Raw genomic sequence first — 24,933 nt, 5'->3', positions numbered from 1 at the left:
TCAAAATTTTCAAATAAGAGGGTTAATGAATGAATTATATAAAACCAATATTTAATAGACAAAAAGAATTCTTTAATTTAGGAAAAACAAATGATATTAATTTTAGAATAGAGACTTTAAAAAAGCTAAAGCAAGTAATTAAAGTAAATGAAAATAAGATTTTAGAGGCATTAAGAAAAGATTTAGGAAAGTCTAATTTTGAAGGTTATGCAACTGAAGTTGGAATTGTATATGATGAAATTAATATGCACATAAAAAATATTAAAAAGTGGGCAAAAATAGAAAAGAGAAAGTCACCAATAATATATTATCCTTCTAGAAGCTATATATATAAAGAACCTTATGGGGTAACATTAATTATAGGACCTTTTAACTATCCATTTCAATTAGTAATAGCTCCATTAATTGGAGCTATTTCTGCTGGTAATACAGCCATAATAAAGCCGTCAGAGAATACAAAAAATATATCTTTATTATTAGAAGAAATGATTAATGAAAACTTTAATGAAGAGTACTTGAAAGTAGTTAGTCCATTAGAGGGGAAAGAAGCAGTATCATACTTATTAGATCTTCCATTTGATTATATATTCTTTACTGGTAGTGTTAGAGTAGGAAAAATAGTCATGGAGAAGGCTGCTAAAAATTTAATACCTATAACATTAGAATTAGGTGGAAAAAGTCCTTGTATAGTTGATAAAGATTCCAAATTAGAACTTGCAGCCAAGAGAATAGTATGGGGAAAATTTTTAAATGTAGGTCAAACATGTGTAGCACCAGATTATTTATTTGTTCATGAGAATATAAAAGATAAATTATTAAAATTAATTGTTGAAGAAATACATAAACAGTTTGGAAGAGACGTTAAAAATAGTCCTGATTATCCGAGAGTAGTTAATAATGCTTCATTAAATAGGTTAAAAGAATATATTAATGATGGAGATATATATTATGGAGGTAACATTGATAGTACTGAATTGTATATGGAACCGACGATTCTAACTAATGTAGATGTTAATTCCAAAGTTATGACTGAAGAGATATTTGGACCTATATTACCGGTAATAGAATTTAATAATATACAAGATGTAATAACTTTTATTAATAAGAGAGAAAAACCTTTAGCCTTATATTATTTTTCAGAAAATAAAAAGAGCATAAGTAATATTTTAAGATGTACAACATCTGGAGGGGTAACTATAAATGATACTGTAATTCATGTTGCTAATGGCAATTTACCATTTGGTGGAGTAGGAAATAGTGGAATTGGTAATTATCATGGTAAGGCTAGTTTTGATACTTTTACTCATAAAAGGTCAGTTATGGAGAGAGGAACATTTGTAGAATTTAATGTAAGATTTGCGCCTTATAAAGAAAAAATAAATATTTTAAAGAAAGTAATGAAATAATAATATGATTTCACAATTGACAAAAGGCACTCATATAATAAATCATAGTACTACGTGGAGTGGAATTTTGTGATATACGCGCTAATTTTAGCTGGAGGAAAAGGTACAAGGCTATATCCTTTATCAAGAGCAAATCAACCTAAGCAATTTTTAAAGGTTATTAATAATAAAAGCTTTTTAGTAAATACAGTTGAAAGAATTACTCCTTTAATTAAGAAGGACAATATTTATGTGGTAACTAACAGGGATTATGTAGAAAAAATAAGAGATGAGTTATCAGATGTTAATTCTGAAAATATATTTACTGAACCAGCAAATAAAGAAACTGCTACTTGTATAGGATTATCAGCTATTAAGTTATTGAAAAAAGATAATGATGCTGTAATGGTAGTTTTACCTTCTGATCATCACATTGATGGGCAAAAGGATTATTTAGATACACTATCAGAAGCTATTGAAATAGCTAATAGACGTAGAGGAATAGTTACAATAGGCATTACTCCAACTAGGCCTGAAACTGGTTATGGATATATTGAAATGGGAGAACGAATAACATCTGCTTCTCAAGCATATAAAATTGCAAGGTTTACAGAGAAACCTAATATGGAAGTAGCTAAGGATTTTTTATTAAAAGGAACTTATCTATGGAATTCAGGTATGTTTGTTTTTAGGGCAGATGTTATATTAAGGGAAATTGAAAAGTATTTGCCTAAGATGTATAAGTCATTAATGAAAATCTATCAACATCTAGGAGAAGAAGATGAGGATGATGTAATTAGGGAAGAATATGAAAACATCGATGGTATTTCTATAGATTTTGGAGTAATGCAAAGAACTAGAAAAGCCTATGTAATAAAAGGAGCTTTTCAATGGGATGACATAGGAAGCTTTAGTGCCTTAAGTAGGTATTTAAGCGAATATAGGAACAATAAGATAAGTAACAATGTCTATATCCAGGATTGTGAAAATTGCTCCATATTTGGAGGAGATGAAAAATTAATTATTGGTTTCGGGGTTAAGGATTTAGTCGTTGTTGATGCTGGTGATGTTATCCTAGTAATGGATAAAGATAAAGATCAGGAGATTAAGCATTTGCTTAATGATATTAATGATAATCCTGATTTTGGAGCGTTTATTTAATGAAAAGTTAAAAGTGACAAATTGAATTTTATATTGAATTCAATTTGTCACTTTTATTTTTATAATGTTATCTGATACCTTTCAATTTTATTAGAGATATATTAAAAGAAGCAAGTATAAATATTTATAATCCAAGAACATACGTAAGCATATTTACAGGAAGAGCTTTTTTTCAAGCATTTTTTAACGTTTTATTAACTTTACCTCTTGGAGTATATATAAGATATTTGTTTAAAAAAGATATTAAGGTAACGATGTTAGTTTGCTTCTTATTTTCTATATTTGTAGAGGTAACTCAATTAACAGGTATATACGGAATATATAAATATCCATATAGATTATTTGATGTAGATAATTTAATGCTCAATACTTTAGGTGGAGTTATAGGTTTTTATATTGAGCCAGTATTTGAATATGTATTACCTAGCATAGAAGACTTAGAAAATAAATCAGTGGAATATAAAAAAATGGCATCATTTACAAAGAGATTTATAGCTTTTGTTTTAGATTGGATATTATTTAATTTAATATTTATTAGTGAAAAAACAAGCATTGTATCATTTCTAATTTTTTCATTTATTTATTTTATGTTAGTACCTTATATTACAAAGGGAGTTACCTTTGGATGTTTTATAGTGGGAATAAGGATTAAATCAACGAAAGAGACTTTAAGTTTATTATCTTTATTTAAGAGATATGGAATGATAATTTACATATTTTTTGGGGTTAATAAGTTATTACTGGTTATAGGAAATTTTTTGGGGGTAAGTGATAGCAACATTATTTTATTATTTATGCTTATTCAATTAGCCATTGATATAACTTGTATTATAAATATAATTACTCATGTTAAAAGGAATGACAAAATACTTATATTTGATAAGTTAAGTAACACATATATAGTTAGTAAATAGAATAGATTCACATGGTTAATAAATAAAAATAAAATTTAAGGTTTATTTAAGGTTAAATTTATAATGACATAAGTTTAAATGAATATAATAAAATTCGTAGTTCTGTCAGTAAAGGATGTTCTACAGAGGATTCATGGGATATAGATGAAATTAACAATATTGATACTAATAGAGTAAATAAAAAATGGCAAAGTATTTTATTAAATTGAATAATGTAAATGAAAAGGAGCAAATATGATAACATTAAAAAACATTAATAAATATTATGATAAGTTTCATGTAATTAAAGATTTAAATTTAAATATACATAAAGGTGAGATTTATGGATTAGTAGGCAAAAATGGAGCAGGAAAAACTACTATATTTAAGATAATTTTAGGCTTATCCGATTTTAAAGATGGAGAATTATCTATAAATGGTGGTTCTAATGATAAAGAATTACTTTCTAATAGAAAAGAAATAGGGTTTTTCATTGGTAAAAACTTTTTTGATTATCTTGATGCCAGAGATAATTTAAATTATTACAGACAATTAAAAGGTATAAAAAATAAAGATGAAGTAGAAAGAGTGTTAAAAATAGTTGGATTACAAAATACAAAACTAAAATACAAAAGTTTTTCTTTGGGAATGAAGCAAAGATTAGGTATAGCTAATGCTTTATTAGGTAATCCAGAAATACTTATATTAGATGAGCCAACTAATGGATTAGACCCACAAGGTATTGCCGATATTAGAAGATTAATTAAAAAATTAAATAGTGAATATGGAATGACTATTATAGTTTCTTCTCATATTCTTGGTGAATTGGAGAATACTGCAAATAGATTTGGAATAGTTCATGAGGGAAAGGTATTATGTGAAATTTCAAAAGAAGAATTAGATAAAGAATCAAATGCTATTGAACTAAAATTAAGTGATTTAGCGAAAGCAAAGACTATACTACAACAAAATAATATAGAAATATTGGAGGAAAATATAGTAAATAAAACTTTGGAGAGTTACTATTTTGAGATTATAGGAGGTGACTGCGAATGTTAAATTACATTAAAGCAGATTTAAATAGAATAATAAATAAAAAATCATTTCTATATGTTACATTAGGATATTTATTATTATTTCTTATCATGATGTTTATTATATATACTCCTAATTTTAATGGTATAGAATATATATCTAAAACTGAAGCATTTTTGGAATTTTATCCAATAGTAATAGGAATTCCTATATTTTTATCAGTATATTATGATGATTTTAAAAGCAAATCTATGCAAATAGCAATAGGATATGGTATTCCAAGATATAAAGTAGTATTATCCAAAGTAATCGAATCTATTCTATTATCTATAGTAATAGGATTTATATTTGGAATTTTAATTTTAAGTATACCAATAGTATTAAAAATTCAATTTACAGGTGCTGAAATAATAGAAGCTATTTTAGATATTGTAATAAGCACATTAAAGATAGTTGGTTATTTAAGTATATCATCAATTTTAGTATATACAGCGCAAAATGCAGTAATTGGTATTGTGGGATATCTTTTACTAACATCAAATATAATATTTATAATATTAACATTAATATTGGGACAGAGTTTCATTATTAATACATTTGGTGATTTAAGTAAATATCTATATACATTAATTCTATATTCAGTAAAAAATATTTTTATACAAAATGGTAGTTTTAATTTAATTAATTTTATGGGAATTGCTATTTATATAATTATACCAGTTATGATATCAATAATTTTATTTAAAAAGAAAGAACTTGAATTTTAGGAGGTTAATATGAAAAAAATAATATCAATTATAGCAGTAGTAATTGCAATTGTATTAGGGGCTTTTTGGGCGAAAGGATACTATAACGATAGATATGTAGCTACAGAAAGCTATTATACACAAGTACCGATAGATGAAGTAAATGAGGAATCTTGGTTAGTAGATGCTAATGGAGTTAAACAAGAAAAAGGGAAAAAATATGATTTAATTGGATATGATGAGCAAGGAAACTCTAAAGAATTAAATTTTGTTGTAAGAGGAACTCCAGAAAATTACTATACACCAGGGACATATATTAAAGTTGATTCTAGCAAAACAATAACTTTAGGAGAGAGCATTGTTGAAAAACAAAATGTTCCAGAAAAGGCTCTAGGAAAGATAGAACAACAAGGAACAAGAAAATAGATGTTTGAAAGGGATTTTCTAATCATATAGCTTATTGTATAGTTATTTTTGTTGTGAATAATATATCTAAGGGAGTTGTTATGGTGGCACTTTTCAGTGTAAACATTCAATGGTTTATGATTTTTGATTTAATAATAATTCTTCTGTATAATAATAAAGGAGAAGTATGAAATATTTCTTTTATTTTTATTATCTAGTTCATATTTATGTATTATTATTATTATTATTATTATTTTCAATTTTTATTGGAAACGGAATGGGAATTTAATTTAGAAAGCTATTTCAAATGATCTATTTTTGAAATAGCTTTTTTAACATATAAAATATAAATTATAATTACGGAGCATGCTATGAAAAACATAAAGAAAAGCAAAATATTAATAGTAGATGATGAGATTGAAATATTAAATTTATTAAAAATGGTTCTAATTAAAGAGGGATTTGAGGAAATATATACGGCTACTAATGGAGAAGATTGCATAAAGATTTTTAAGAATGTTGGGATAGATTTAGCTATATTAGATATAATGCTTCCAGATATTGAAGGATATGATATATGTAAGATGATAAGAAAGACATCAAATGTTCCTATATTATTTTTATCAGCAAAAAGTGAAGAATTAGATAGAATAATGGGGCTAGTTATAGGTGCAGATGATTATATTACAAAACCTTTTAGTCCTAAAGAAGTTGCACTTAGAGTTAAAATACAACTTACAAAGAGTATGATGATAAAGCACAATACTGCTGAAGTCAATAATAAAATAATACTTCATCCATTTGAAGTTGATGAAGAAAAAATGGAAGTAAGAAAAAATGGAATATTGATTGATTTAAAAGCTAAGGAATATAAAATGTTTGTATATATGATTAAACATAGAAACCATATTATAAGTAAAGAGAGGTTTTGTGAGGAAGTATGGGGAGATGAATTTATAGGCTTTGATAATACAATTATGGTACATATAAGAAAATTAAGAGAAAAAATAGAAGATAATCCATCAGATCCTAAGTATATCATAACTGTAAAGGGCTTAGGTTATAAGTTGCAAATAAAGGATGAATAGTGATGAAGATAAGGTTAACTTTTATATATGTTTTAAGTATAGCTACAGTTGCTATCATTGTAGTAATAATAAATATTCTGACTATAGTGTTTTTATCACAAAATATTAACCTTCAAAATAAAAATGATAGAAAAGTTGATATAAGTGATTTTGTAAGAGAGTATGAAATATATTTAGAGAGTGAGAATGACAACATATATGTTACTGATGCTGGTAAACAATTAATAGATGATAAAGAGGCATGGATTCAAATATTGAATGAGGATAACAAAGAGGTATATAGTTATAACAAACCAGAAATTATTAAAAATAAGTATACACCAATTGAAATTATAAACGGATATAAATATGCTGGTGGATTAGGAGATACTTCACAAATATTAGCTGGAGATAAAATATTCAATAATATAACTTACACTTATTTAATAGGTTTTCCAAAAAAAAATTTGCAAAAGTTTGTATTGATAGCAGAGACATCAACTATGATTGAATCTATAAAATATTCGTTGATAAGTATAGTGATTGTAGATTTTTTTATTGCAGTCATAGTTGGATATATATTTAGTAAAGGTTTGCTTAGACCAGTTAAAACCAGTATAGATTATATAGATGATTTATATTTAGGAAAATATGAAGTGTATATGGAGGAAAAAGGTATTTATTCTAATGTTTTTAAGAGGTTAAACAATTTAGCATATAAATTAAAACAAAATGAAATTGAACGCAAAAAATTAGATAAGATGAGAGATGAATGGATTGCAAATATTTCTCATGATATAAAAACTCCTCTTTCATCAATAAAAGGATATGCAGAATTTTTAAGTGAAGATTATAATTTTTCAAATAAAGAGATAAAGGATTATGCTGAAATAATAAATAATAAGGCTGATTATATTAAGGAGTTAGTAGATGATTTAAATTTAAATATGAAGTTGAAAAGTAATAAATTAATTTTAAATAAAGAAGAAGTTAACATAGTAACTTTAGTAAAAAATTGTATTATAGATATATTAAATGATTCTAATTATAATAAATCAAATATTGAGTTTAATTGTGAAAATATCAGAATAGTTAAAAATATAGATAAGATATTAATTCAAAGAGTTATAAATAATCTTATGTATAATGCATTAATTCATAATAATGAAGATGTAAAAATAATAGTTACTATTTTTACAGACGAAAAGCTATATATTATAATTGAGGATGATGGTATAGGAATAAGTGAAGAAGATTTAAATAATATATTTGAAAGATATTATAGAGGAACAAATACTGGGGAAGCTCATAAAGGGTCAGGATTAGGAATGTCCATAGTAAAAGAAATTATAAATGCTCATAATGGAGAGATTAAGATTAGTAGTACCTTAGGTAAAGGCACTAAAATAGAAATAACATTATAAATTCAGGCTTAACATTATTATAGATAAATATAATAATGTTATGTAAAAAAGATTAAAGGTTTTGAAGTTAATAATTTAGTCGTTGTTGATGCAGGTGATGTTATCCTAGTAATGGATAAAGATAAGGATCAGGAAATTAAGCATTTGCTTAATGACATTAATGGTAGTCCAGAGTTTGGAACATTTATTTAATGAAGAGTTAAAAGTGATAAATTGAGTTTTAATATTAAATTCAATTTGTTACTTTTATTTTTTATATTCTAAATGATAAACAATTTCATTAAATAATAAAAAAACTATTGCAAATAATAAAAAAAAGAATATAATAAGTGTATACCCCCACCCTGGGGGGTGTGATAAAAAGAGATAGTAATTTAAATAAATACTTTTGTTAAAGGGAGTGATATAAGTGAATAATAAATTTAAAATAGGAGGAATGACATGCTCTGCCTGTGCTAATAGAATTGAAAAAGTAGTTAGCAAAATGGATGGTGTTAAAGAGGCAAATGTTAATTTTGCAACAGAAACATTAACAGTTAATTATGATGATAAAATAATTACTAAAGCAGAGATTGAACAAAAGGTTGAAAAAATAGGATATAAAGTAGAAAAAAATATTCAATCACATACTTACAAAATAGAAGGCATGACATGTTCAGCATGTGCAAGTAGAGTTGAAAAAGTTACAAATAAAATGCCGGGTGTTGAAAATGCAGTAGTTAATTTTGCAACAGAAAAACTTTCAGTAAGTTATGATGCAGATTTTGTAAGCTTTGGAGATATAAAAGCAAAGGTTGAAAAGGTAGGATATAAATTAATAAGAGAAGATGAGCAAAAAGTAGAAGAAAAGAAAAAGAAATTAGATGAAAAAGGAAAGCTATTGTGGAGATTAATATTATCATTAATATTTGCAGTACCTCTTTTAACAATAACAATGGGGCATATGGTTGGTATGCCATTACCTAAGATTATTGATCCAATGATGAACCCACTTAACTTTGCTATAATTCAATTGGTTTTAACAATACCAGTTATGATAATTGGATATAAGTTTTACTATATTGGGTATAAAAATTTATTTAAATTAAGTCCTAATATGGATTCTTTAATTGCAATAGGTACAAGTGCAGCCTTTATTTATAGTTTATATGGAACATATAAAATTTATACAGGCGATGGTTCTTATGCTATGAGTCTATATTATGAAGCTGCTGTTACAATACTTGCTTTAATAACTTTAGGTAAATATCTAGAAGCAATTTCTAAAGGAAAAACATCTCAAGCAATTAAAAAACTTATGGGATTAGCCCCAAAGACAGCTACTATTGTAAGAGATGGAAAAGAGTTAGTTATTCCTATAGATGAAGTTATTGTTGGAGATATAGTTATAGTTAAACCTGGAGAAAAGTTACCTGTTGATGGTGAAGTTATAGAAGGGGCTACTGCAGTTGATGAAGCTATGCTTACAGGTGAAAGTATCCCAGTTGAAAAGACAGTTGGAAGTAAGGTAATAGGAGCTAGTATTAATAAAACTGGATTTATTAAATACAAAGCTACTAAAGTTGGTAAAGATACTGCATTATCTCAAATTATTAAGTTAGTTGAAGATGCTCAAGGATCAAAAGCTCCTATTGCAAAAATGGCAGATATTATTGCATCATATTTTGTACCAATAGTAATTGGTCTTGCAATACTTGCTAGTATCGGATGGTTAATTGCTGGTGAAAGTGGAGTATTTGCATTAACAATATTTATTTCGGTTTTAGTTATAGCTTGTCCATGTGCATTAGGACTAGCAACACCTACAGCAATTATGGTTGGAACAGGAAAAGGTGCAGAATATGGAGTATTAATTAAGGGTGGAGAAGCTCTAGAAGTTACTCACCAAATTGATACAATTGTATTTGATAAGACAGGTACTATTACTGAAGGTAAACCAGTAGTAACGGATATTATTACTACTACAATATCAGAAGATGAATTATTATCTATAGCGGCAAGCAGTGAAAAAGGTTCAGAGCATCCTCTAGGTGAAGCTATAGTAAAAGGTGCAGAGGAAAGAAATATTAAGTTTAAAGAGATATCTAACTTTAAAGCCATTCCAGGTCATGGAATTCAAGTTGAAATAGAAGGTAAGGTTATCTTACTTGGAAATAAAAAATTAATGACTGAAAACTCTATTGAAATTGGAGATTTAGGTGTTAAATCAGATAAATTAGCAAATGAAGGTAAAACACCTATGTATATTGCAATAAATAATAAATTAGAAGGTATTATTGCAGTTGCAGATACAGTTAAACCAAGTAGTAAGGAAGCCATTGAAAATCTTCATAAGATGGGAATAAAGGTTGCTATGATTACTGGGGATAATAAGAAAACTGCTGATGCTATTGCAAAACAAGTTGGAATTGATATTGTTCTTGCAGAAGTGCTACCAGAGGATAAAGCAAATGAAGTTAAAAAGCTTCAAGAAAAGGGTAGTAAAGTTGCCATGGTTGGAGACGGAATAAATGATGCCCCAGCACTAGCACAAGCAGATATTGGTATTGCAATTGGTACAGGTACTGATGTAGCTATTGAATCAGCTAATATAGTACTTATGAAAGGTGATTTAAAAGATGTTGCTACAGCTATTAAGTTAAGTAAAGCAACTATTAGAAATATAAAACAAAATTTATTCTGGGCATTTGGATATAACGTCTTAGGTATTCCGGTGGCTATGGGAGTACTTCATATATTTGGAGGACCATTGTTAAATCCAATGATAGGAGCAGCAGCAATGAGCTTAAGTTCAGTTTCAGTTTTAACAAATGCATTAAGATTAAGAGGATTTAATCCTAATAAATAAGTATAAATAGTTATTAATAATATTAAAATATAGATTATATTAAAGAAGTTGAAAGTGAGGAGATTTTATGAAAAAGAAAATATTAATTGAAGGAATGAGTTGCAAAAATTGTGTTGCTCATGTAACTGAAGCTTTAGAAGAATTAAATGATGCAAAAGGCATTGAAGTTAATTTAGAAGGAAAGTATGCAGTAGTAGAAACAAATGAAGCTGATGATTCAATAAAAGAAAAAATTGAAGACATGGGATATGAGGTAATTAAGATAGAAAATATATAGTTAAAAAAACTGATATTGAATCCAATATCAGTTTTTTAATTTCAAAATTATTTAAATAAATTTTTGTTATAAGCTATCTTCATAATTTATACATAATTTGAATTTACAATGTTTTTGAAAATATATATTATGAGGTGAGGAAATTATGAAAAATTATAAGAAAATAATTAGCTTAGTTTTGGGAAGTGCATTTATATTAGGCTCAGGAGCTATAATGGCTAATGCACAGGAAAAAACAGATAAATTAAATATTGATACTAATAAATTAGGATACGCAAAAGTAAGTGATGATAATCAGAACTATTTTGGAACAGAAGAGGATTTTTATAATGAGATGTATAATTACTGTCATGGAAATAATAAAAGTAATTCAAATTATAGAAATAATATGATGCAAAATAACATGATGCAAAATAATATGATGAGAAATAATTATGGTACAAGTTTAAATGAAGATAGTAATGAGGCAGTTCAAAACTTTTAATATTAAGAGTTAATATAGGTAAAAATCATTAAAACCCACTAGTGTATAGTGGGTTTTAATAATTGATACTAAATAATTGAATGGAGAAAATATATGAAAAATAATATAAATATTCTTGTAGTAGATGATGAAAAAACTATAGTTGATGTAATTGAGGTATACCTAAAAAAGGAAGGATATACTGTATTTACAGCAAGTAATGGTACTGAAGCTTTAAAAATATTTAATGATAAAAAAATTAATTTAATTATTTTAGATTTAATGTTACCAGATATATCAGGTGAAGAGATATGTAAAAAAATTAAGAATCAAATAGATATACCTATAATAATGTTAACTGCTAAGGTTAATGAAGATGACGTTTTAAATGGATTTAAACAAGGTGCCGATGATTATGTTATTAAGCCATTTAGTGTAAAACAGCTTATAGCAAGAGTTACAGCAATTTTAAGAAGATATAAAGTTAATAAAAATGAAATTATGTCATTTAATAATAGAGATTTAATTATAGATAAGGATAAGTGTGAAGTTAAGAAAAATGGGGATATAGTTAAATTAACTCCATCAGAATATAAGTTATTATTAATTTTTTCAGAAAATAGTAAAAAACTTTTTACAAGAAATGAGCTTTTAGATAAGGCTATAGGTGAAGAAATAGACGCAATAGATAGGATAATTGATTCTCATATAAAAAATTTGAGATCTAAAATAGAAGATAATAGCAAGGAACCTAAATATATATTAACCGTATATGGAATGGGGTATAAATTTGATGGTAAAAAAGACGATTAAGCTTAAGAATATAATAATTTTAATATTATTTATATTTTCCCTATCAATAATTTTTTTAATTAGTTTTATATCTAATATTTTAATTAAAAATAATTTTAATAATTATATAAAAAATAGAATAGATAGTGAGAAGAGTACGGTATTAAAAAGTATAAGCTATACATACTTACATAATAAATGGAATGTTAAAGAAATTGAGAGAATAGGGGTAGAGGCTCTTGAGGAAGGATTAATAATAAAGGTAGTTGATAATAGTGGAAATATAATATGGGATGCTAATAATAATTATAATGATATGTGTCAGTTTATGTTAAATGAAATGAATGATAATTTTAAAAGTATAAGTCCAAGTTCTCAAGGAGAGTATGTGGAAGAATATTATGATTTAGATGTAAATGGAGTAGATATAGGATACGTTGAAATAGGATATTATGGACCTATATATTATAACAATTCGGATATTATGTTTTTTAATGGACTTAACATATCATTAATTATAGTAACAATTTTAGCTATAGTACTATCTGTTGTTATGGGAATTTTAATATCCTCTAATATAAGTAGCCCTGTATTAGAAATTGCTAATTCAACTAAAGAGATAATAAATGGAAAATATAAAAAGAGATTAAGTAATAACAATAAGGTTAAAGAAATTAATGAGATGATTGTTTCTATAAATGAATTGGCTGATAGTTTAGAAATGGATGAAAAAATGAGAAAGAATTTAACAAGAGATATATCACATGAGCTTAGAACACCATTAACTACTATACAATTACAAATAGAAGCATTAATAGACGGAGTATGGGAAGCTAGTGAGGAAAGACTTATAGGAATCCAATATGAAATTATTAGATTAACAAGATTAGTAGAATCCCTAGAAAAGCTATTAGAATATGACAATGATAGTTTAAAGTTAAAGAAAGAAGAAATTGATATTTGCCAGTTAATAAATGGAGTTATTATAAATTTTGAAAAGCAAGTATTTGATAAGGGGATAGAATTAAAAACAAATCTTAAAAAGTTAACTCTTAATATAGATAAGGATAAAATAATTCAAGCAATGATTAATTTAATATCTAATAGTATTAAATATACACCTAAAGGAGGAACTTTAACTATAAGCTGTTATAGTGATAATAAAAATGGATATATATCTATAAAAGATACAGGAGTAGGAATAAGTGAAGAGCATATTAAACATATTTTTAAAAGGTTTTATAGAGTTGATAGCTCTAGAACAAGAAAAACTGGTGGAAGTGGTATTGGATTAAGTATTGCTCAATCAATTATTAATGCTCATGGTGGAGAGATAATAGTCAAAAGTCAAGTTAATAAAGGGAGTGAATTCATAATGATTATTCCCTTAGAAAAATAATAGAGAGATAAAAAAATAAAAAGATAGCCTTTTAAATTATACACTTGTATAGTATATTTAATTTTGCTATAATCAAAAAACAGGGAATGAAGTACTCCCTTGATACTTATCAAAACCGCTTAATAAGCTAATGACTTCTACAACTTTTTTTGTTGTAGAAATCATTAGCTTTTTTTATTTTTAATTTATTCTAGGAGGATTATTTATGTTAATTAAATTTTTAGTAATTATAGTGAGCTTAATATTAATAGGAATATTGGCTAATTATAGTGGGAAGTTAGTGGAGTTTATAAAATTGCCTTCTCTTATAGGTATGATTTTACTTGGAATGTTTATAGGACCATCATTTTTAAATCTTGTTCCACAATCAACCTTGAATATCTCTCCCTATATCAAGGATATTGCCTTAGTAACAGTATTATTTATAGGTGGACTAGGAATAAGTATAAATCAAATGAAGCAAATAGGTAGACCAGCTGTTTTATTAAGTATAATACCTGCAACTCTAGAAGGATTAACAATTGCTTTTTTATCAATGATATTTCTTAACTTTACTTTTGTACAAGGTGCAATATTAGGATTTATAATAGCTGCTGTAAGTCCAGCTGTTTTAGTACCATCAATGGTTGATTTAATTAAAAGAAAAGTAGGTCAAGATAAAGCAATTCCTCAAATGCTTTTAGTTGGTGCTTCTGCAGATGATACTGTTGCAATTACTTTATTTACAACTTTTTTAGAAATTTATATGTCTAGTACTAATGGACAATCTATTTCTATTGCTAATGAGATTTTTTCAATTCCTATTACCATTATTATAAGTATATTTATAGGGTGGCTACTTGCCTTTTTAACTAAAAAATTATTAAAATCTATTAAAATTAATGCTTTAAGAGTTATTCTTGCATTTATAATTTGTTTATTAATTAGATTAGTAGAAACTACTTTTGATTTAAAAATGTTTAATTCTTTATTAACTATAATGATTTATGGCTTCTTCTTAAGAGCATTCTTAGATGATTTAGCTCTTAAAATTCAAGATGGAATAAATGTTGTTTGGAAATATGGAAAGATTTATTTATTTGCTTTTGTTGGAATGGCAATTAATCCTTCTCTTGTGGGGAAATTTTTATGGATAGGATTAGCAATGCTTATTATATCTCTAACTGTTAGATCAATAGGAGTTGTTATTTCCTTAATTGGAACAGATTTATCTTTTAAAGAAAAAATCTTTTGTATCATAGCTTATTTACCTAAAGCAACTGTTCAATCTGCTAAAGCAGGTATTCCTCTACAAATGGGTGTTATTGGCGGTGAAGTAATGCAAGCTATTGCTATTTTAAGTGTATTAGTTACTGCTCCTATCGGAGCTATTGGTATTAAAATTTCATCATCTAAATTACTAAATCAAGGAAAGGATGACCAAGAAATTGTTGTTTAAAATAATTAAATTAAACAGAGTCAAATAAATTTAATCAATAAATATATTTTTAGGCTTAGGGAAACTTAAAATTATAAATATTATATATGGGGTGAGATGGGTGAAAAGTAAAAACATATTAAAATTAATATTAATTTCGATATTGATAGGTGGAATTTCTGGATTGTTTATAGGAATATTTCTAATATTTCTAGAAAAAGTTGTAGATATTAATTTGAAGCATAAATTTTTAGTATTTATACTTCCTTTATCAGGTATGTTAATGACATTCCTTTATAGTAAGTATGGGGGTAATTCACAGAAGGGCAATAACTTAATTATTGAAAATATAAACGGTAGTAAGGAAGAAATAAAATTTATTATGGCTCCATTAGTTTTCTTAGGAACCGTATTAACTCATCTTTTTGGAGGTTCAGTTGGAAGAGAAGGAACGGGAGTACAAATAGGAGGAACTATAGGAAATGCTTTATCAAAGATTTTAAAATGTTCTACTTATGAAAAGAAAATACTATTAATAAGTGGGGTAGCAGCTGGTTTTTCATCCGTTTTTGGCACACCTCTTACAGGAACAATATTTGCTTTAGAAATTTCTAATATAGGTAGTTTAAATTATAATTCAATGATTCCAGCAATAACATCAGCAATTGTAGGAAATTCAGTTGTTAAGCTTTTAGGAGTTAAACATAGTCATTATAAAATACCACTAGTAGAGTCTTTTGATTTAACTAATATTTTAAAAGTTATTATATTAGCAATTTGTTTTGGATTAGCGAGTAGATTATTTGTGTATATGACACATTGGTTTAAAGAAAAACTAATAAAGTATTGTAAAAATCAATATCTAAAGATATTTGTAGGTGGTAGTTTAATGGTACTAGCTACATTACTTTTAGGAAATAATCTATATAATAATTTAAGTTTAGGACTATTAAGTAGTGCTTTTGATGGAAATGTGTCTTATTTAGCATTTATTATTAAGCTTATGTTAACTACTTTGTGTTTAGGAGCTGGATATCAAGGAGGAGAGGTTACTCCATTATTTGTTATAGGTGCTACACTAGGTGCAACTTTGTCAAATATACTTGGTTTACCTTTTGCATTTTCAGCAGCATTAGGTCTTGTGGGAGTTTTTTCAGGAGCAACTAATGCACCTATTGCATGTTTTATGATGTACTTAGAGAATAATATTATATTTGCAATGCTTGTATGTATGATAGCAGTCTTTATATCAGGACATAAGGGCATTTATACTTCACAATTATGGAATGAATAGAAAATACAAAAATATTAAGTAAATAATTTTCTTTAGAATGTGATGTAAATTTGTTTAAGTACACTTTTATATCACTTTTTTCATAGGAAATATCAATGAATATAGCATATATATAAGGGAAAGAATATAAAGAGTATAATTCATAAAAGTATATTATTAAGGGTGAGAATAAGATGAGAGATACTTTAAAAAAGATAGATAATACAATTTTAAGATGGATAAATGTAGAACTTAGAAATAAAACTTTTGATAAGATAATGCCAATTATAACTTCAGCAGGGAATTTGGGAATTATATGGATTACAATATCGGTTTTATTAATGACTAAAAAGGATTATAGGATATTAGGACAAATGATACTTACAGCACTTATAATTACTACTATTATAGGTGAAGGAATAATAAAAAACATTGTTAGGAGAAAGAGACCTTTTTATGATGAGGATGATAAGGAGCTTTTAATATCAAAGCCAATTACACATTCATTTCCTTCAGGACATACTGCTTCATCTTTTGCTGTTGCTACTGTATTTATTAAAACTGATAATGCAGCATCTTTAGGAATAATATTATTAGCAGGATTAATTGCTTTTTCAAGAGTATATTTAGGTGTACATTATCCTTCAGATGTTATTGGTGGTGGAATAATAGGAGTTTTATGTGGATCGATAACAGTTATAATATTCCTAGGAAAATTATGATAAAATAGAACTAGTTAGATAGAAGGGAATGTAAAATATGGCAGATATAAATAACATACTTCAATATATAAAGCAATATGGATATATATTCTTAGCTATAATAGTTTTTTTAGAGTATTTAAATTTGCCTGGTTTACCTGCAGGAATAATAATGCCAGCTGCAGGTATATTAGTTAAATATGATGGATTAAACTTTATATATACTCTTATAATATCGGTAATTTCAGGATTATTAGGCAGTTTTGTTTTATATGCATTAGGACATTATTGTGGAAAACCCATTTTAAAGAAGATACAAAATAAATTTCCAAAATTAAAAAAAGCTATAGATAAAACTTATAAATATATGGATAAGTATGGTAACAGTGGAATACTTATAGCTAGGGTAATACCAGTTGCTAGAACATTAATATCTTTAGTAGCAGGAACTTTTAATGTTGGATTTGTAAATTTTACTCTATATTCAGTTATAGGAATTACTATTTGGAATTTTGCCTTTATATATGCAGGTTATGCTTTTAGTTATTTATTTTTAAAATAAAAATAATAAATATTATTATAAAAATTTATATATGAAAGATAAGATTTTTGTGTTAAAATTGTAATAAATTAACAATGATTTAATATTATAATGAAAGATGCAGAAATAAATGGGGTAATGCATTAACTAATTAAATGTTAATGAAATGGGAGGAAAGTATGAACTTTAAAGTATTAAATGGGGATATTTATTTTTCAGATGAGTTTGTTAAGCTAAATGAGATAAGAGCAGAATTTTTACAATATGCTTTTGATTCGACTTCAATATTTACTGAAGAATGTATTAAAAAATTTGATAGTATTGAGCAACTGTTAAAGGATGGAGAATCTTTTGGATATGAATATTTAAATAGTTACATTTCAAAAGCTATAGATATTGTTAATGAATTTGGAGTAAAAGAAATTGATAATGATACATTTAATAAAAATTATTATTTAGATAATTATTGTACATGGGAAAATACTTTAGAGGAAATAAAAAATGAAAATAATCAAGAAAATATAGATAGTAATAAGATAAATGATATAACATATGCTAAGTTAAATATAAATTCTGAATTAATAAAGAAACCTTTTAGACTAAAAGAAAAAAATATAATATTAGATAGTGATAAAATTGAAAGAGGTATTTCTCTAGATATAATAAATAAATTAGTAAATGCTATGGTAGAGAGTATATTTAATATTAATTTTGCAGTAATAGATATTTTAAATCACTATAATATAGCTCAAGTAGAATCATATAATGATGCTGAAGATGTAAATAAATCAAATAATTTAATTAAAGAGTTATTAGAAAATAAAATTCCACAGGGTGAGGAAGAAAATACTATAAAAGAAATAATAAAATTAAATCCTTATAATGAAAATATATATAAGGCTTTATTATATAAGTATGGAGATAAGGATAATCAATTAGAGATTTTAGGTGACTTCTTAGGATATAATAATATACATGAATATAAACATAAGTTATTAGATGAATATTATATAGGATTACCAAACAATACTAAAGAAGATATAAATAAAGCTAAAGAAAACATAGTATTATTTGCTAATAAACTGGGTATTAAAGAATATTCAGAATATGTGGACAAGCTTAATAAGATGTTTGCAGATAAAGTTAAATTAGAAGATTCAATAAAAACTAAAGAAATAGAAAAAAATGTTGAGATGGCAACGGTAGAAGTTACTGAAAAGATTAGAAAAGATAAAAAATATAATAAGATTTGGATATCAACAGGAATTATAGTAGCTAGTTTATTAGCTATATATTTAATAATGACAGCATATTTTAATAGTCATTTTTTCTTTAGAACCTATATAAATGGAGTTAATGTTACTGGAAAAAGTAATAAATCAGCACAAGATTTTATGGCGGAAAAAGCTGATAATTATGTTTTAACAATTAAAGAGAGAGAAGATAGTACTGAAGAGTTAAATGGAAAAGATATTAATTTAAAATATGATTTTACTAATGGAATAAATGAACTATTAGAAAGTCAAAATCCATTTTTATGGATTAAATCTATATTTGTTAGTAATAAGTACACAGTAACTGAAGGTATTTCTTATGATGAAGAATTATTAAAGCAATTTTTAGGTAATCTTAATTGTCTTGATGAATCAAATGTAAAAGAACCTGTAAGTGCGTATATTAATTATACAGGTACTGAATATGAAATTATAAAAGAGGATAATGGTAATAGAATAAAATATGATGAATTCTATTCAAAGGTATTGACTCATATTCAAAATGTAAATGATGTTTTAGATTTAGATAAAGAGAAATGCTATGAAGATCCAAAGTATACTAGTGAAGCAGATGTTGTGGTTCAAGCTAAAAATACTGTTGATAAATATATATCATCAAAAATTATTTATACTACTTCAGGAGATGAAATAGTAATAGATTCTAGCTTAATAAATACATGGATTAATGTAGATGAGGATTTTAATGTTACTCTTAATGAAGATTCTATTAGAGAGTATATAAATGAATTAGGAGATAGTTATGATAATATAGGAAGTACTAGAACATTTACTAGATGGTCCGGTGAAGTTATTAAAGTTAGTACTACACCAGGAATATATTATGTAGATAGGGATTCAACTGTATCAGAAATTGTTGAAGCTATAAGCAATGGTGCTGAAACAACAAAAGAGTTATCATTTAAAACACCAAGCGCAACTGATGATTATGTAATAAATACTTTTGTTGAAGTTGACTTAAGTAATCAAACAATTGTTTATTATAAAAATGGTGAATTAATTACTCAAGGAAATGTAGTTACAGGGGATGTAAGTAAAGGATATTCTACTCCATCAGGAGTATATAGATTAGATTGGAAAGCTAAAGACTTTGTACTAAGAGGTGATGGATATGCTTCACCAGTTAGCTTCTGGATGCCATTTAATGGAGGAATAGGACTTCATGATGCAAGCTGGAGAAGTAGTTTTGGAGGAAGCATATATAAAACTAATGGATCTCATGGATGTGTTAACATGCCATATAGTGTAGCAGAGGCAATTTATAATAATATTGAAGATAAAACTACAATAATTTGTAGATATTAGTAATAACTTCGCAATACATTTATTTAATAGTATTGCGAAGTTATTATTATTTAACATAAAAAATAGAAGTAAATAAAAATATATGAAAATAAAATATATATTTACAATAATATTCTTCGTGGTATAATACCAATTAAGTGAATTTGTAAAAATCTCGTATAAAATCGGTAATTGGTCCGAAAGTTTCTACCTACTGACCGTAAAACAGTAGACTACGAGGAGTTGAAATTATATATTTTTTTTTATGTATAAGCAGTGTCAACACCTCAATTTATATGAGGTGTTTATTTTTTTATAAAGATGTTTGTGGAGGAGAGAAAAGATAATGGATATTTTAAAAGAACGTATATTACAAGAAGGTAGAGCATTAAGTGAAACTGTATTAAAAGTAGATTCATTTTTAAATCATGGTGTAGATGCAAGATTAATGTATGATATAGGAACTTATTTTAAGGAATATTATAAAAACCATGGAATTACTAAAATATTTACTATTGAAAGTTCGGGAATAGCACCTACAGTAATGACAGCAATGCAGATGGAACTTCCTATGGTTACTTTAAAGAAGCAAAGCTCTAAAATTTTAAATGGAGATGTATATCAAACAACAGTACATTCATTTACAAAAGGTTCTGATTATGAATTGACATTATCAAAAAAGTATATTTCTCCAGAAGATAATATATTAGTAATAGATGATTTTTTAGCAAATGGAGAAGCTGCTTTAGGTGCCATAAGATTAATTGAAGAAGCTGGAGCAAAGGTTGGAGGAATAGGAATAGTAATAGAAAAATCATTCCAACCAGGACGAGCTATTTTAGATGAAAAAGGATATGATGTTTACTCTTTAGCTAGAATTGGAAAGTTAGGTAAAGGAATTATAGAGTTTATTTAATATAAATTAATAAATAAAAACGCATCGTTTTAGTGCTCGATGCGTTTTAATATAAAAATGGAATGTTCTATAAGTTATTATTTAATATTAGAGCATAAAGCTATAAATTTTATTATACCTTTCTAAGTTTTCCTTTAAAGACGTTTCATGTTTAACGTTAATAAATCTTTCTACAATACAACAAGCTAAATTTCTATCAGCTGTATGAGTTACTCCATTAATTTCAACTAAAGGACGATCATATTTATCAAATCCTTTTAAAGAAACTGAGAAACCATTATTAATTAAGTATTTTAAGACTTTGCCTAGAAATTCATCAGTATCTGTTATACCTTTATCGCTTATATATACATCAAAGCAATCGTTATTGTGTTTATAAATACCCTCCATATTGACCCCTCACTTATTAAAATATAAATTGAAATTTTAATGTTTCTATACATATATATTTCAATAAAAGTTAAACGATTACAAAAATACGTTTTAAAAATGCAAAAACAGGAGCACTAGCAGAATACCCCTGTTTCAAACCTATTTTTGCCTGGTAGGTTTATGAATTAATTGTACCATAAAAATACAAATAATAAAATGAAATATATTCATAATTTTGAGAAAAATATATTTTTTATGAGTTATTACAATAAAAGAAATTAATTCAAAAATATTATGGGTAATAATTGACAAATTGATTTGGCTAGAATATAATAATTTCTATAAAACTAAATATCTCTATTAAAGGGGAGTAGTATAAAATATAGCATCAACAATCGCGGCTTTTGCCTGGTGTTATATACCATTTTGGTTACGAGACTTTTAATATAATCCTTAAGTTGTTATATCTTAAGTTTGAGGATTATATTAAGGGTCTCTTTTTTATTTATTAATAAAAGTGATCAAAGTAATTATAAAATTTATTATTAAATAGGAGGATTTTATGGAAAAATATTTTTGTAAAACTACACAAGAATCATTAAATGACTTTAATGTATCAAAATCAGGGTTAAGTAGTAAACAAGCTAAAGAAAATTTAGAAGCCTATGGTCTTAATGAACTAAATCAAAAAAAGAAGAAAAGCATTGTACAAGTATTCTTTAGTCAATTCAAGGATTTGTTAATATTTATTTTAATTGCAGCCGGAATAATATCAATGCTAAGTAACAATGTAGAAAGCACTATTGTAATATTTGCTGTAATAATTTTAAATGCAATATTAGGAACGGTGCAACATTTTAAAGCAGAGCAATCTTTGGATTCCTTAAAAGCATTATCAGCACCCAGTGCAAAAGTAATAAGAGATGGAAAAAAGATAGAAATACCATCAAAAAATGTTGTTCCAGGAGATATTTTAGTTTTAGAGGCTGGAGATTTGATTACTGCTGATGGTAGAGTAATAGAGAGTTATTCATTACAAGTAAATGAAAGTTCACTTACTGGAGAGTCATTAAGTGTAGATAAAGTTACTGATAAGATAGAAAGTCAGGAAGTAGCTTTAGGTGATCAAAAAAACATGGTGTTTTCTGGATCTTTAGTGACTTATGGTAGAGCATTAGTTGTTGTTACAAGTACAGGTATGAAAACAGAAATAGGTAAAATAGCTACTCTTATGGAGGAAACTCAAGAAAAGAAAACTCCCCTTCAAGTTAGTTTAGATGATTTTAGTAAAAAACTTGCTATTATAATATTAGGTATATGTGTAATTGTATTTGGGTTATCTTTATATAGAAAAATGCCAGTTCTTGATTCGTTAATGTTTGCAGTTGCTTTAGCGGTTGCAGCTATTCCTGAAGCTTTAAGTTCTATAGTTACTATTGTTTTAGCATTAGGAACTCAAAAGATGGCAAAAGAAAATGCAATTATTAAAAAACTTAGAGCTGTTGAAGGTTTAGGATCAGTTTCTATAATCTGTTCAGATAAAACAGGTACTTTAACTCAAAACAAAATGACAGTAAGAAAAATATATGTTGATGGAAAATTAATTAATGGTTCTGAGATTTCAGTGAATAATAAAGTTGAAGAATATTTAATTAAAAATTCTATTTTATGTAATGATTCAACTTCTAAGGATGGAAAAGAAATTGGAGACCCAACAGAAGTAGCATTAGTAAACTTAGGACATGAAATTTTAATAAATGAAGTAGAGTTAAGAAGTAAATATGAAAGATTAGCAGAAATTCCATTTGATTCAGATAGAAAACTTATGAGTACACTGCACAAAATTGATAACAAAAATATCATGTTTACTAAAGGTGCTTTGGACGTTATATTAGATAGAGTTAAATTTATAATGACTTCAGATGGAGTAAGAGAATTAACAGAAAATGATAAGAATGAAATATTAGATGTAAATAGAAGATTATCAGAGTCGGGTTTAAGAGTGTTATCTTTTGCATATAAAGAGTTAAATGAAGTTAAGGAATTAAATTTAAATGATGAATATAATTACACTTTTATCGGATTAATTTCAATGATTGATCCACCAAGAGAAGAAAGCAAACAAGCTGTTGCAGATTGTATAATGGCAGGTATAAAACCAATAATGATTACTGGAGACCATAAAATAACAGCATCAGCTATAGCTAAAGAAATAGGAATCTTAAGAGATGGAGATAGAGCAATCGAAGGATTAGAAATAGATAAAATGTCAGATGAAGAATTAAAAGAAAATATTGAACATATATCTGTTTATGCAAGAGTATCTCCAGAGCATAAAATTAGAATTGTAAGAGCATGGCAAGAAAAGGGACAAATAGTTGCTATGACTGGTGATGGTGTAAATGATGCTCCGGCATTAAAACAGGCAGACATAGGTATAGCTATGGGGATAACAGGTACAGAAGTATCTAAGGATGCGGCTTCGGTGATTTTAACAGATGATAATTTTGCTACAATAGTAAAGTCTGTTTCTAATGGTAGAAGCATTTATAACAATATAAGAAATTCTATAAAGTTTCTATTATCAGGTAATACTTCAGGAATAATTGCAGTTTTATACTCTTCAATTATGGCATTACCAATGCCTTTTGCAGCAGTACATTTATTGTTTATAAATCTTTTAACAGATAGTTTACCAGCTATAGCAATAGGAATGGAACAATCAAATAGAGATTTATTAAAAGATAAACCAAGAGGTAAGGATGAATCTATTTTAAGTAAAGATTTCTTATTAGGATTAGGTGTAGAAGGTTTATTAATCGGTATATTTACTATAATTGCCTTTTATGCAGGAAATCCTATGAAAACACCTCTAACAGCATCAACTATGGCATTTGCAACACTTTGTTTAGCTAGATTATTCCATGGGTTTAATTGTAGGGGTAAAGGATCAATATTTAAATTAGGTGTATTTTCTAATAAGTATGTTTGGTATGCATTTGGAGTAGGATTAGTATTATTAAATGCAGTATTATTTATTCCTGGACTTCAAGGGTTATTTGAGGTAGAAAACTTAATGACAAGTCAGTACATCACAATATATGTATTAGCATTTATACCAACATTAATAATTCAATTTACTAAGGTTATAGGAGAAATAATAAATAATAAAAAATCAAAAAGAAAAATTTCAAGCAATGAAAATAATACATTAAAAAATATAGCATAGCTTAAAAGCGAGA

21 protein-coding genes, 1 pseudogene and 2 riboswitches are annotated in these 24,933 nt (G+C 26.4%); of the genes and pseudogenes, 21 read left to right on the top strand and 1 reads right to left on the bottom strand.

The window, feature by feature from the left end; translation table 11 throughout:
* The first annotated feature begins 29 nt into the window (after positions 1 to 29).
* From EJJ37_RS09815 to EJJ37_RS09720, 20 genes and pseudogenes are all read left to right on the top strand, one after another.
* Positions 30 to 1,406, top strand: coding sequence for an aldehyde dehydrogenase (locus tag EJJ37_RS09815; RefSeq protein ID WP_133015406.1), 1,377 nt, complete (start codon positions 30 to 32; stop codon positions 1,404 to 1,406).
* 69 nt (positions 1,407 to 1,475) lie between these two features.
* Positions 1,476 to 2,546: a mannose-1-phosphate guanylyltransferase gene (locus EJJ37_RS09810; RefSeq protein ID WP_133015405.1), complete on the top strand. Its 1,071-nt coding sequence runs from the start codon at positions 1,476 to 1,478 to the stop codon at positions 2,544 to 2,546.
* 71 nt (positions 2,547 to 2,617) lie between these two features.
* Positions 2,618 to 3,460: a VanZ family protein gene (locus tag EJJ37_RS09805; RefSeq protein ID WP_166484732.1), complete on the top strand. Its 843-nt coding sequence runs from the start codon at positions 2,618 to 2,620 to the stop codon at positions 3,458 to 3,460.
* 234 nt (positions 3,461 to 3,694) lie between these two features.
* Positions 3,695 to 4,498 carry an ABC transporter ATP-binding protein gene (locus EJJ37_RS09800; RefSeq protein ID WP_133015403.1) on the top strand — a complete coding sequence of 268 codons (804 nt, stop codon included), beginning with the start codon at positions 3,695 to 3,697 and terminating at the stop codon, positions 4,496 to 4,498.
* Positions 4,492 to 5,241 carry a hypothetical protein gene (locus tag EJJ37_RS09795; RefSeq protein ID WP_133015402.1) on the top strand — a complete coding sequence of 250 codons (750 nt, stop codon included), beginning with the start codon at positions 4,492 to 4,494 and terminating at the stop codon, positions 5,239 to 5,241. The genes EJJ37_RS09800 and EJJ37_RS09795 overlap by 7 nt, the downstream gene beginning before the upstream one ends.
* A gap of 9 nt (positions 5,242 to 5,250) precedes the next feature.
* A complete protein-coding gene (locus tag EJJ37_RS09790; RefSeq protein WP_133015401.1) occupies positions 5,251 to 5,646 on the top strand; it encodes a YxeA family protein in 396 nt (131 codons plus the stop codon).
* Positions 5,647 to 5,996: 350 nt separating this feature from the next.
* Positions 5,997 to 6,713: a response regulator transcription factor gene (locus tag EJJ37_RS09785; RefSeq protein ID WP_133015400.1), complete on the top strand. Its 717-nt coding sequence runs from the start codon at positions 5,997 to 5,999 to the stop codon at positions 6,711 to 6,713.
* Positions 6,714 to 6,715: 2 nt separating this feature from the next.
* The gene (locus EJJ37_RS09780; protein ID WP_133015399.1) at positions 6,716 to 8,116 is read left to right on the top strand and encodes a sensor histidine kinase; all 1,401 of its coding nucleotides are present in this window, start codon (positions 6,716 to 6,718) and stop codon (positions 8,114 to 8,116) included.
* A 51-nt stretch (positions 8,117 to 8,167) separates the two neighbouring features.
* Positions 8,168 to 8,308 (top strand): annotated as a pseudogene (locus EJJ37_RS21035) (mannose-6-phosphate isomerase); the annotation flags it as partial.
* A gap of 217 nt (positions 8,309 to 8,525) precedes the next feature.
* Positions 8,526 to 10,964, top strand: a complete 2,439-nt coding sequence (locus EJJ37_RS09770; RefSeq protein ID WP_133015398.1) for a heavy metal translocating P-type ATPase — start codon at positions 8,526 to 8,528, stop codon at positions 10,962 to 10,964.
* Positions 10,965 to 11,031: 67 nt separating this feature from the next.
* Positions 11,032 to 11,241, top strand: coding sequence for a heavy-metal-associated domain-containing protein (locus EJJ37_RS09765; protein WP_133015397.1), 210 nt, complete (start codon positions 11,032 to 11,034; stop codon positions 11,239 to 11,241).
* Between the two features lie 145 nt (positions 11,242 to 11,386).
* Positions 11,387 to 11,725 (top strand): hypothetical protein, encoded by a 339-nt coding sequence (locus tag EJJ37_RS09760; protein WP_133015396.1) that lies wholly within the window; start codon positions 11,387 to 11,389, stop codon positions 11,723 to 11,725.
* 93 nt (positions 11,726 to 11,818) lie between these two features.
* Positions 11,819 to 12,517 carry a response regulator transcription factor gene (locus EJJ37_RS09755; RefSeq protein ID WP_133015395.1) on the top strand — a complete coding sequence of 233 codons (699 nt, stop codon included), beginning with the start codon at positions 11,819 to 11,821 and terminating at the stop codon, positions 12,515 to 12,517.
* On the top strand, positions 12,498 to 13,895 hold the full coding sequence (locus EJJ37_RS09750) for a sensor histidine kinase (protein WP_166484730.1): 1,398 nt from the start codon (positions 12,498 to 12,500) through the stop codon (positions 13,893 to 13,895). Before EJJ37_RS09755 ends, EJJ37_RS09750 begins: the two co-directional genes overlap by 20 nt.
* A gap of 73 nt (positions 13,896 to 13,968) precedes the next feature.
* A riboswitch (Fluoride riboswitch) is annotated at positions 13,969 to 14,042 on the top strand.
* Positions 14,043 to 14,100: 58 nt separating this feature from the next.
* Positions 14,101 to 15,333 carry a cation:proton antiporter domain-containing protein gene (locus EJJ37_RS09745; RefSeq protein WP_133015393.1) on the top strand — a complete coding sequence of 411 codons (1,233 nt, stop codon included), beginning with the start codon at positions 14,101 to 14,103 and terminating at the stop codon, positions 15,331 to 15,333.
* A gap of 100 nt (positions 15,334 to 15,433) precedes the next feature.
* Complete coding sequence (locus EJJ37_RS09740) at positions 15,434 to 16,606, top strand: chloride channel protein (RefSeq protein WP_243124865.1); 1,173 nt, start codon at positions 15,434 to 15,436, stop codon at positions 16,604 to 16,606.
* A gap of 173 nt (positions 16,607 to 16,779) precedes the next feature.
* The gene (locus EJJ37_RS09735) at positions 16,780 to 17,307 is read left to right on the top strand and encodes a phosphatase PAP2 family protein (RefSeq protein ID WP_133015391.1); all 528 of its coding nucleotides are present in this window, start codon (positions 16,780 to 16,782) and stop codon (positions 17,305 to 17,307) included.
* Positions 17,308 to 17,344: 37 nt separating this feature from the next.
* A complete protein-coding gene (locus EJJ37_RS09730; protein WP_133015390.1) occupies positions 17,345 to 17,848 on the top strand; it encodes a DedA family protein in 504 nt (167 codons plus the stop codon).
* 158 nt (positions 17,849 to 18,006) lie between these two features.
* Positions 18,007 to 20,424 (top strand): L,D-transpeptidase family protein, encoded by a 2,418-nt coding sequence (locus tag EJJ37_RS09725; RefSeq protein ID WP_166484729.1) that lies wholly within the window; start codon positions 18,007 to 18,009, stop codon positions 20,422 to 20,424.
* Between the two features lie 134 nt (positions 20,425 to 20,558).
* Positions 20,559 to 20,659, top strand: a riboswitch (purine riboswitch).
* Between the two features lie 90 nt (positions 20,660 to 20,749).
* Positions 20,750 to 21,319, top strand: coding sequence for a xanthine phosphoribosyltransferase (locus tag EJJ37_RS09720; RefSeq protein WP_133015388.1), 570 nt, complete (start codon positions 20,750 to 20,752; stop codon positions 21,317 to 21,319).
* Between the two features lie 87 nt (positions 21,320 to 21,406).
* Here EJJ37_RS09720 and EJJ37_RS09715 read toward each other — a convergent pair whose 3' ends face one another.
* A complete protein-coding gene (locus EJJ37_RS09715; protein WP_133015387.1) occupies positions 21,407 to 21,709 on the bottom strand; it encodes a hypothetical protein in 303 nt (100 codons plus the stop codon).
* 544 nt (positions 21,710 to 22,253) lie between these two features.
* Here EJJ37_RS09715 and EJJ37_RS09710 point away from each other — a divergent pair.
* Positions 22,254 to 24,920 (top strand): cation-translocating P-type ATPase, encoded by a 2,667-nt coding sequence (locus EJJ37_RS09710; protein WP_133015386.1) that lies wholly within the window; start codon positions 22,254 to 22,256, stop codon positions 24,918 to 24,920.
* Positions 24,921 to 24,933 lie beyond the last annotated feature (13 nt).

Source organism: Clostridium cuniculi (assembly GCF_004353185.1).
In the GTDB taxonomy this organism is placed as follows: Bacteria; Bacillota; Clostridia; order Clostridiales; family Clostridiaceae; genus Clostridium; species Clostridium cuniculi.
This window is presented reverse-complemented; position numbering and strand designations above follow the sequence as displayed.

Coding starts and splice junctions, on each gene's coding strand:
- EJJ37_RS09815 (WP_133015406.1), top strand. CDS start 30: ATGAATTATATAAAACCAATATTTAATAGACAAAAAGAATTCTTTAAT.
- EJJ37_RS09800 (WP_133015403.1), top strand. CDS start 3,695: ATGATAACATTAAAAAACATTAATAAATATTATGATAAGTTTCATGTA.
- EJJ37_RS09795 (WP_133015402.1), top strand. CDS start 4,492: ATGTTAAATTACATTAAAGCAGATTTAAATAGAATAATAAATAAAAAA.
- EJJ37_RS09790 (WP_133015401.1), top strand. CDS start 5,251: ATGAAAAAAATAATATCAATTATAGCAGTAGTAATTGCAATTGTATTA.
- EJJ37_RS09785 (WP_133015400.1), top strand. CDS start 5,997: ATGAAAAACATAAAGAAAAGCAAAATATTAATAGTAGATGATGAGATT.
- EJJ37_RS09780 (WP_133015399.1), top strand. CDS start 6,716: ATGAAGATAAGGTTAACTTTTATATATGTTTTAAGTATAGCTACAGTT.
- EJJ37_RS09765 (WP_133015397.1), top strand. CDS start 11,032: ATGAAAAAGAAAATATTAATTGAAGGAATGAGTTGCAAAAATTGTGTT.
- EJJ37_RS09760 (WP_133015396.1), top strand. CDS start 11,387: ATGAAAAATTATAAGAAAATAATTAGCTTAGTTTTGGGAAGTGCATTT.
- EJJ37_RS09755 (WP_133015395.1), top strand. CDS start 11,819: ATGAAAAATAATATAAATATTCTTGTAGTAGATGATGAAAAAACTATA.
- EJJ37_RS09750 (WP_166484730.1), top strand. CDS start 12,498: ATGGTAAAAAAGACGATTAAGCTTAAGAATATAATAATTTTAATATTA.
- EJJ37_RS09745 (WP_133015393.1), top strand. CDS start 14,101: ATGTTAATTAAATTTTTAGTAATTATAGTGAGCTTAATATTAATAGGA.
- EJJ37_RS09735 (WP_133015391.1), top strand. CDS start 16,780: ATGAGAGATACTTTAAAAAAGATAGATAATACAATTTTAAGATGGATA.
- EJJ37_RS09730 (WP_133015390.1), top strand. CDS start 17,345: ATGGCAGATATAAATAACATACTTCAATATATAAAGCAATATGGATAT.
- EJJ37_RS09725 (WP_166484729.1), top strand. CDS start 18,007: ATGAACTTTAAAGTATTAAATGGGGATATTTATTTTTCAGATGAGTTT.
- EJJ37_RS09720 (WP_133015388.1), top strand. CDS start 20,750: ATGGATATTTTAAAAGAACGTATATTACAAGAAGGTAGAGCATTAAGT.
- EJJ37_RS09715 (WP_133015387.1), bottom strand. CDS start 21,709: ATGGAGGGTATTTATAAACACAATAACGATTGCTTTGATGTATATATA.
- EJJ37_RS09710 (WP_133015386.1), top strand. CDS start 22,254: ATGGAAAAATATTTTTGTAAAACTACACAAGAATCATTAAATGACTTT.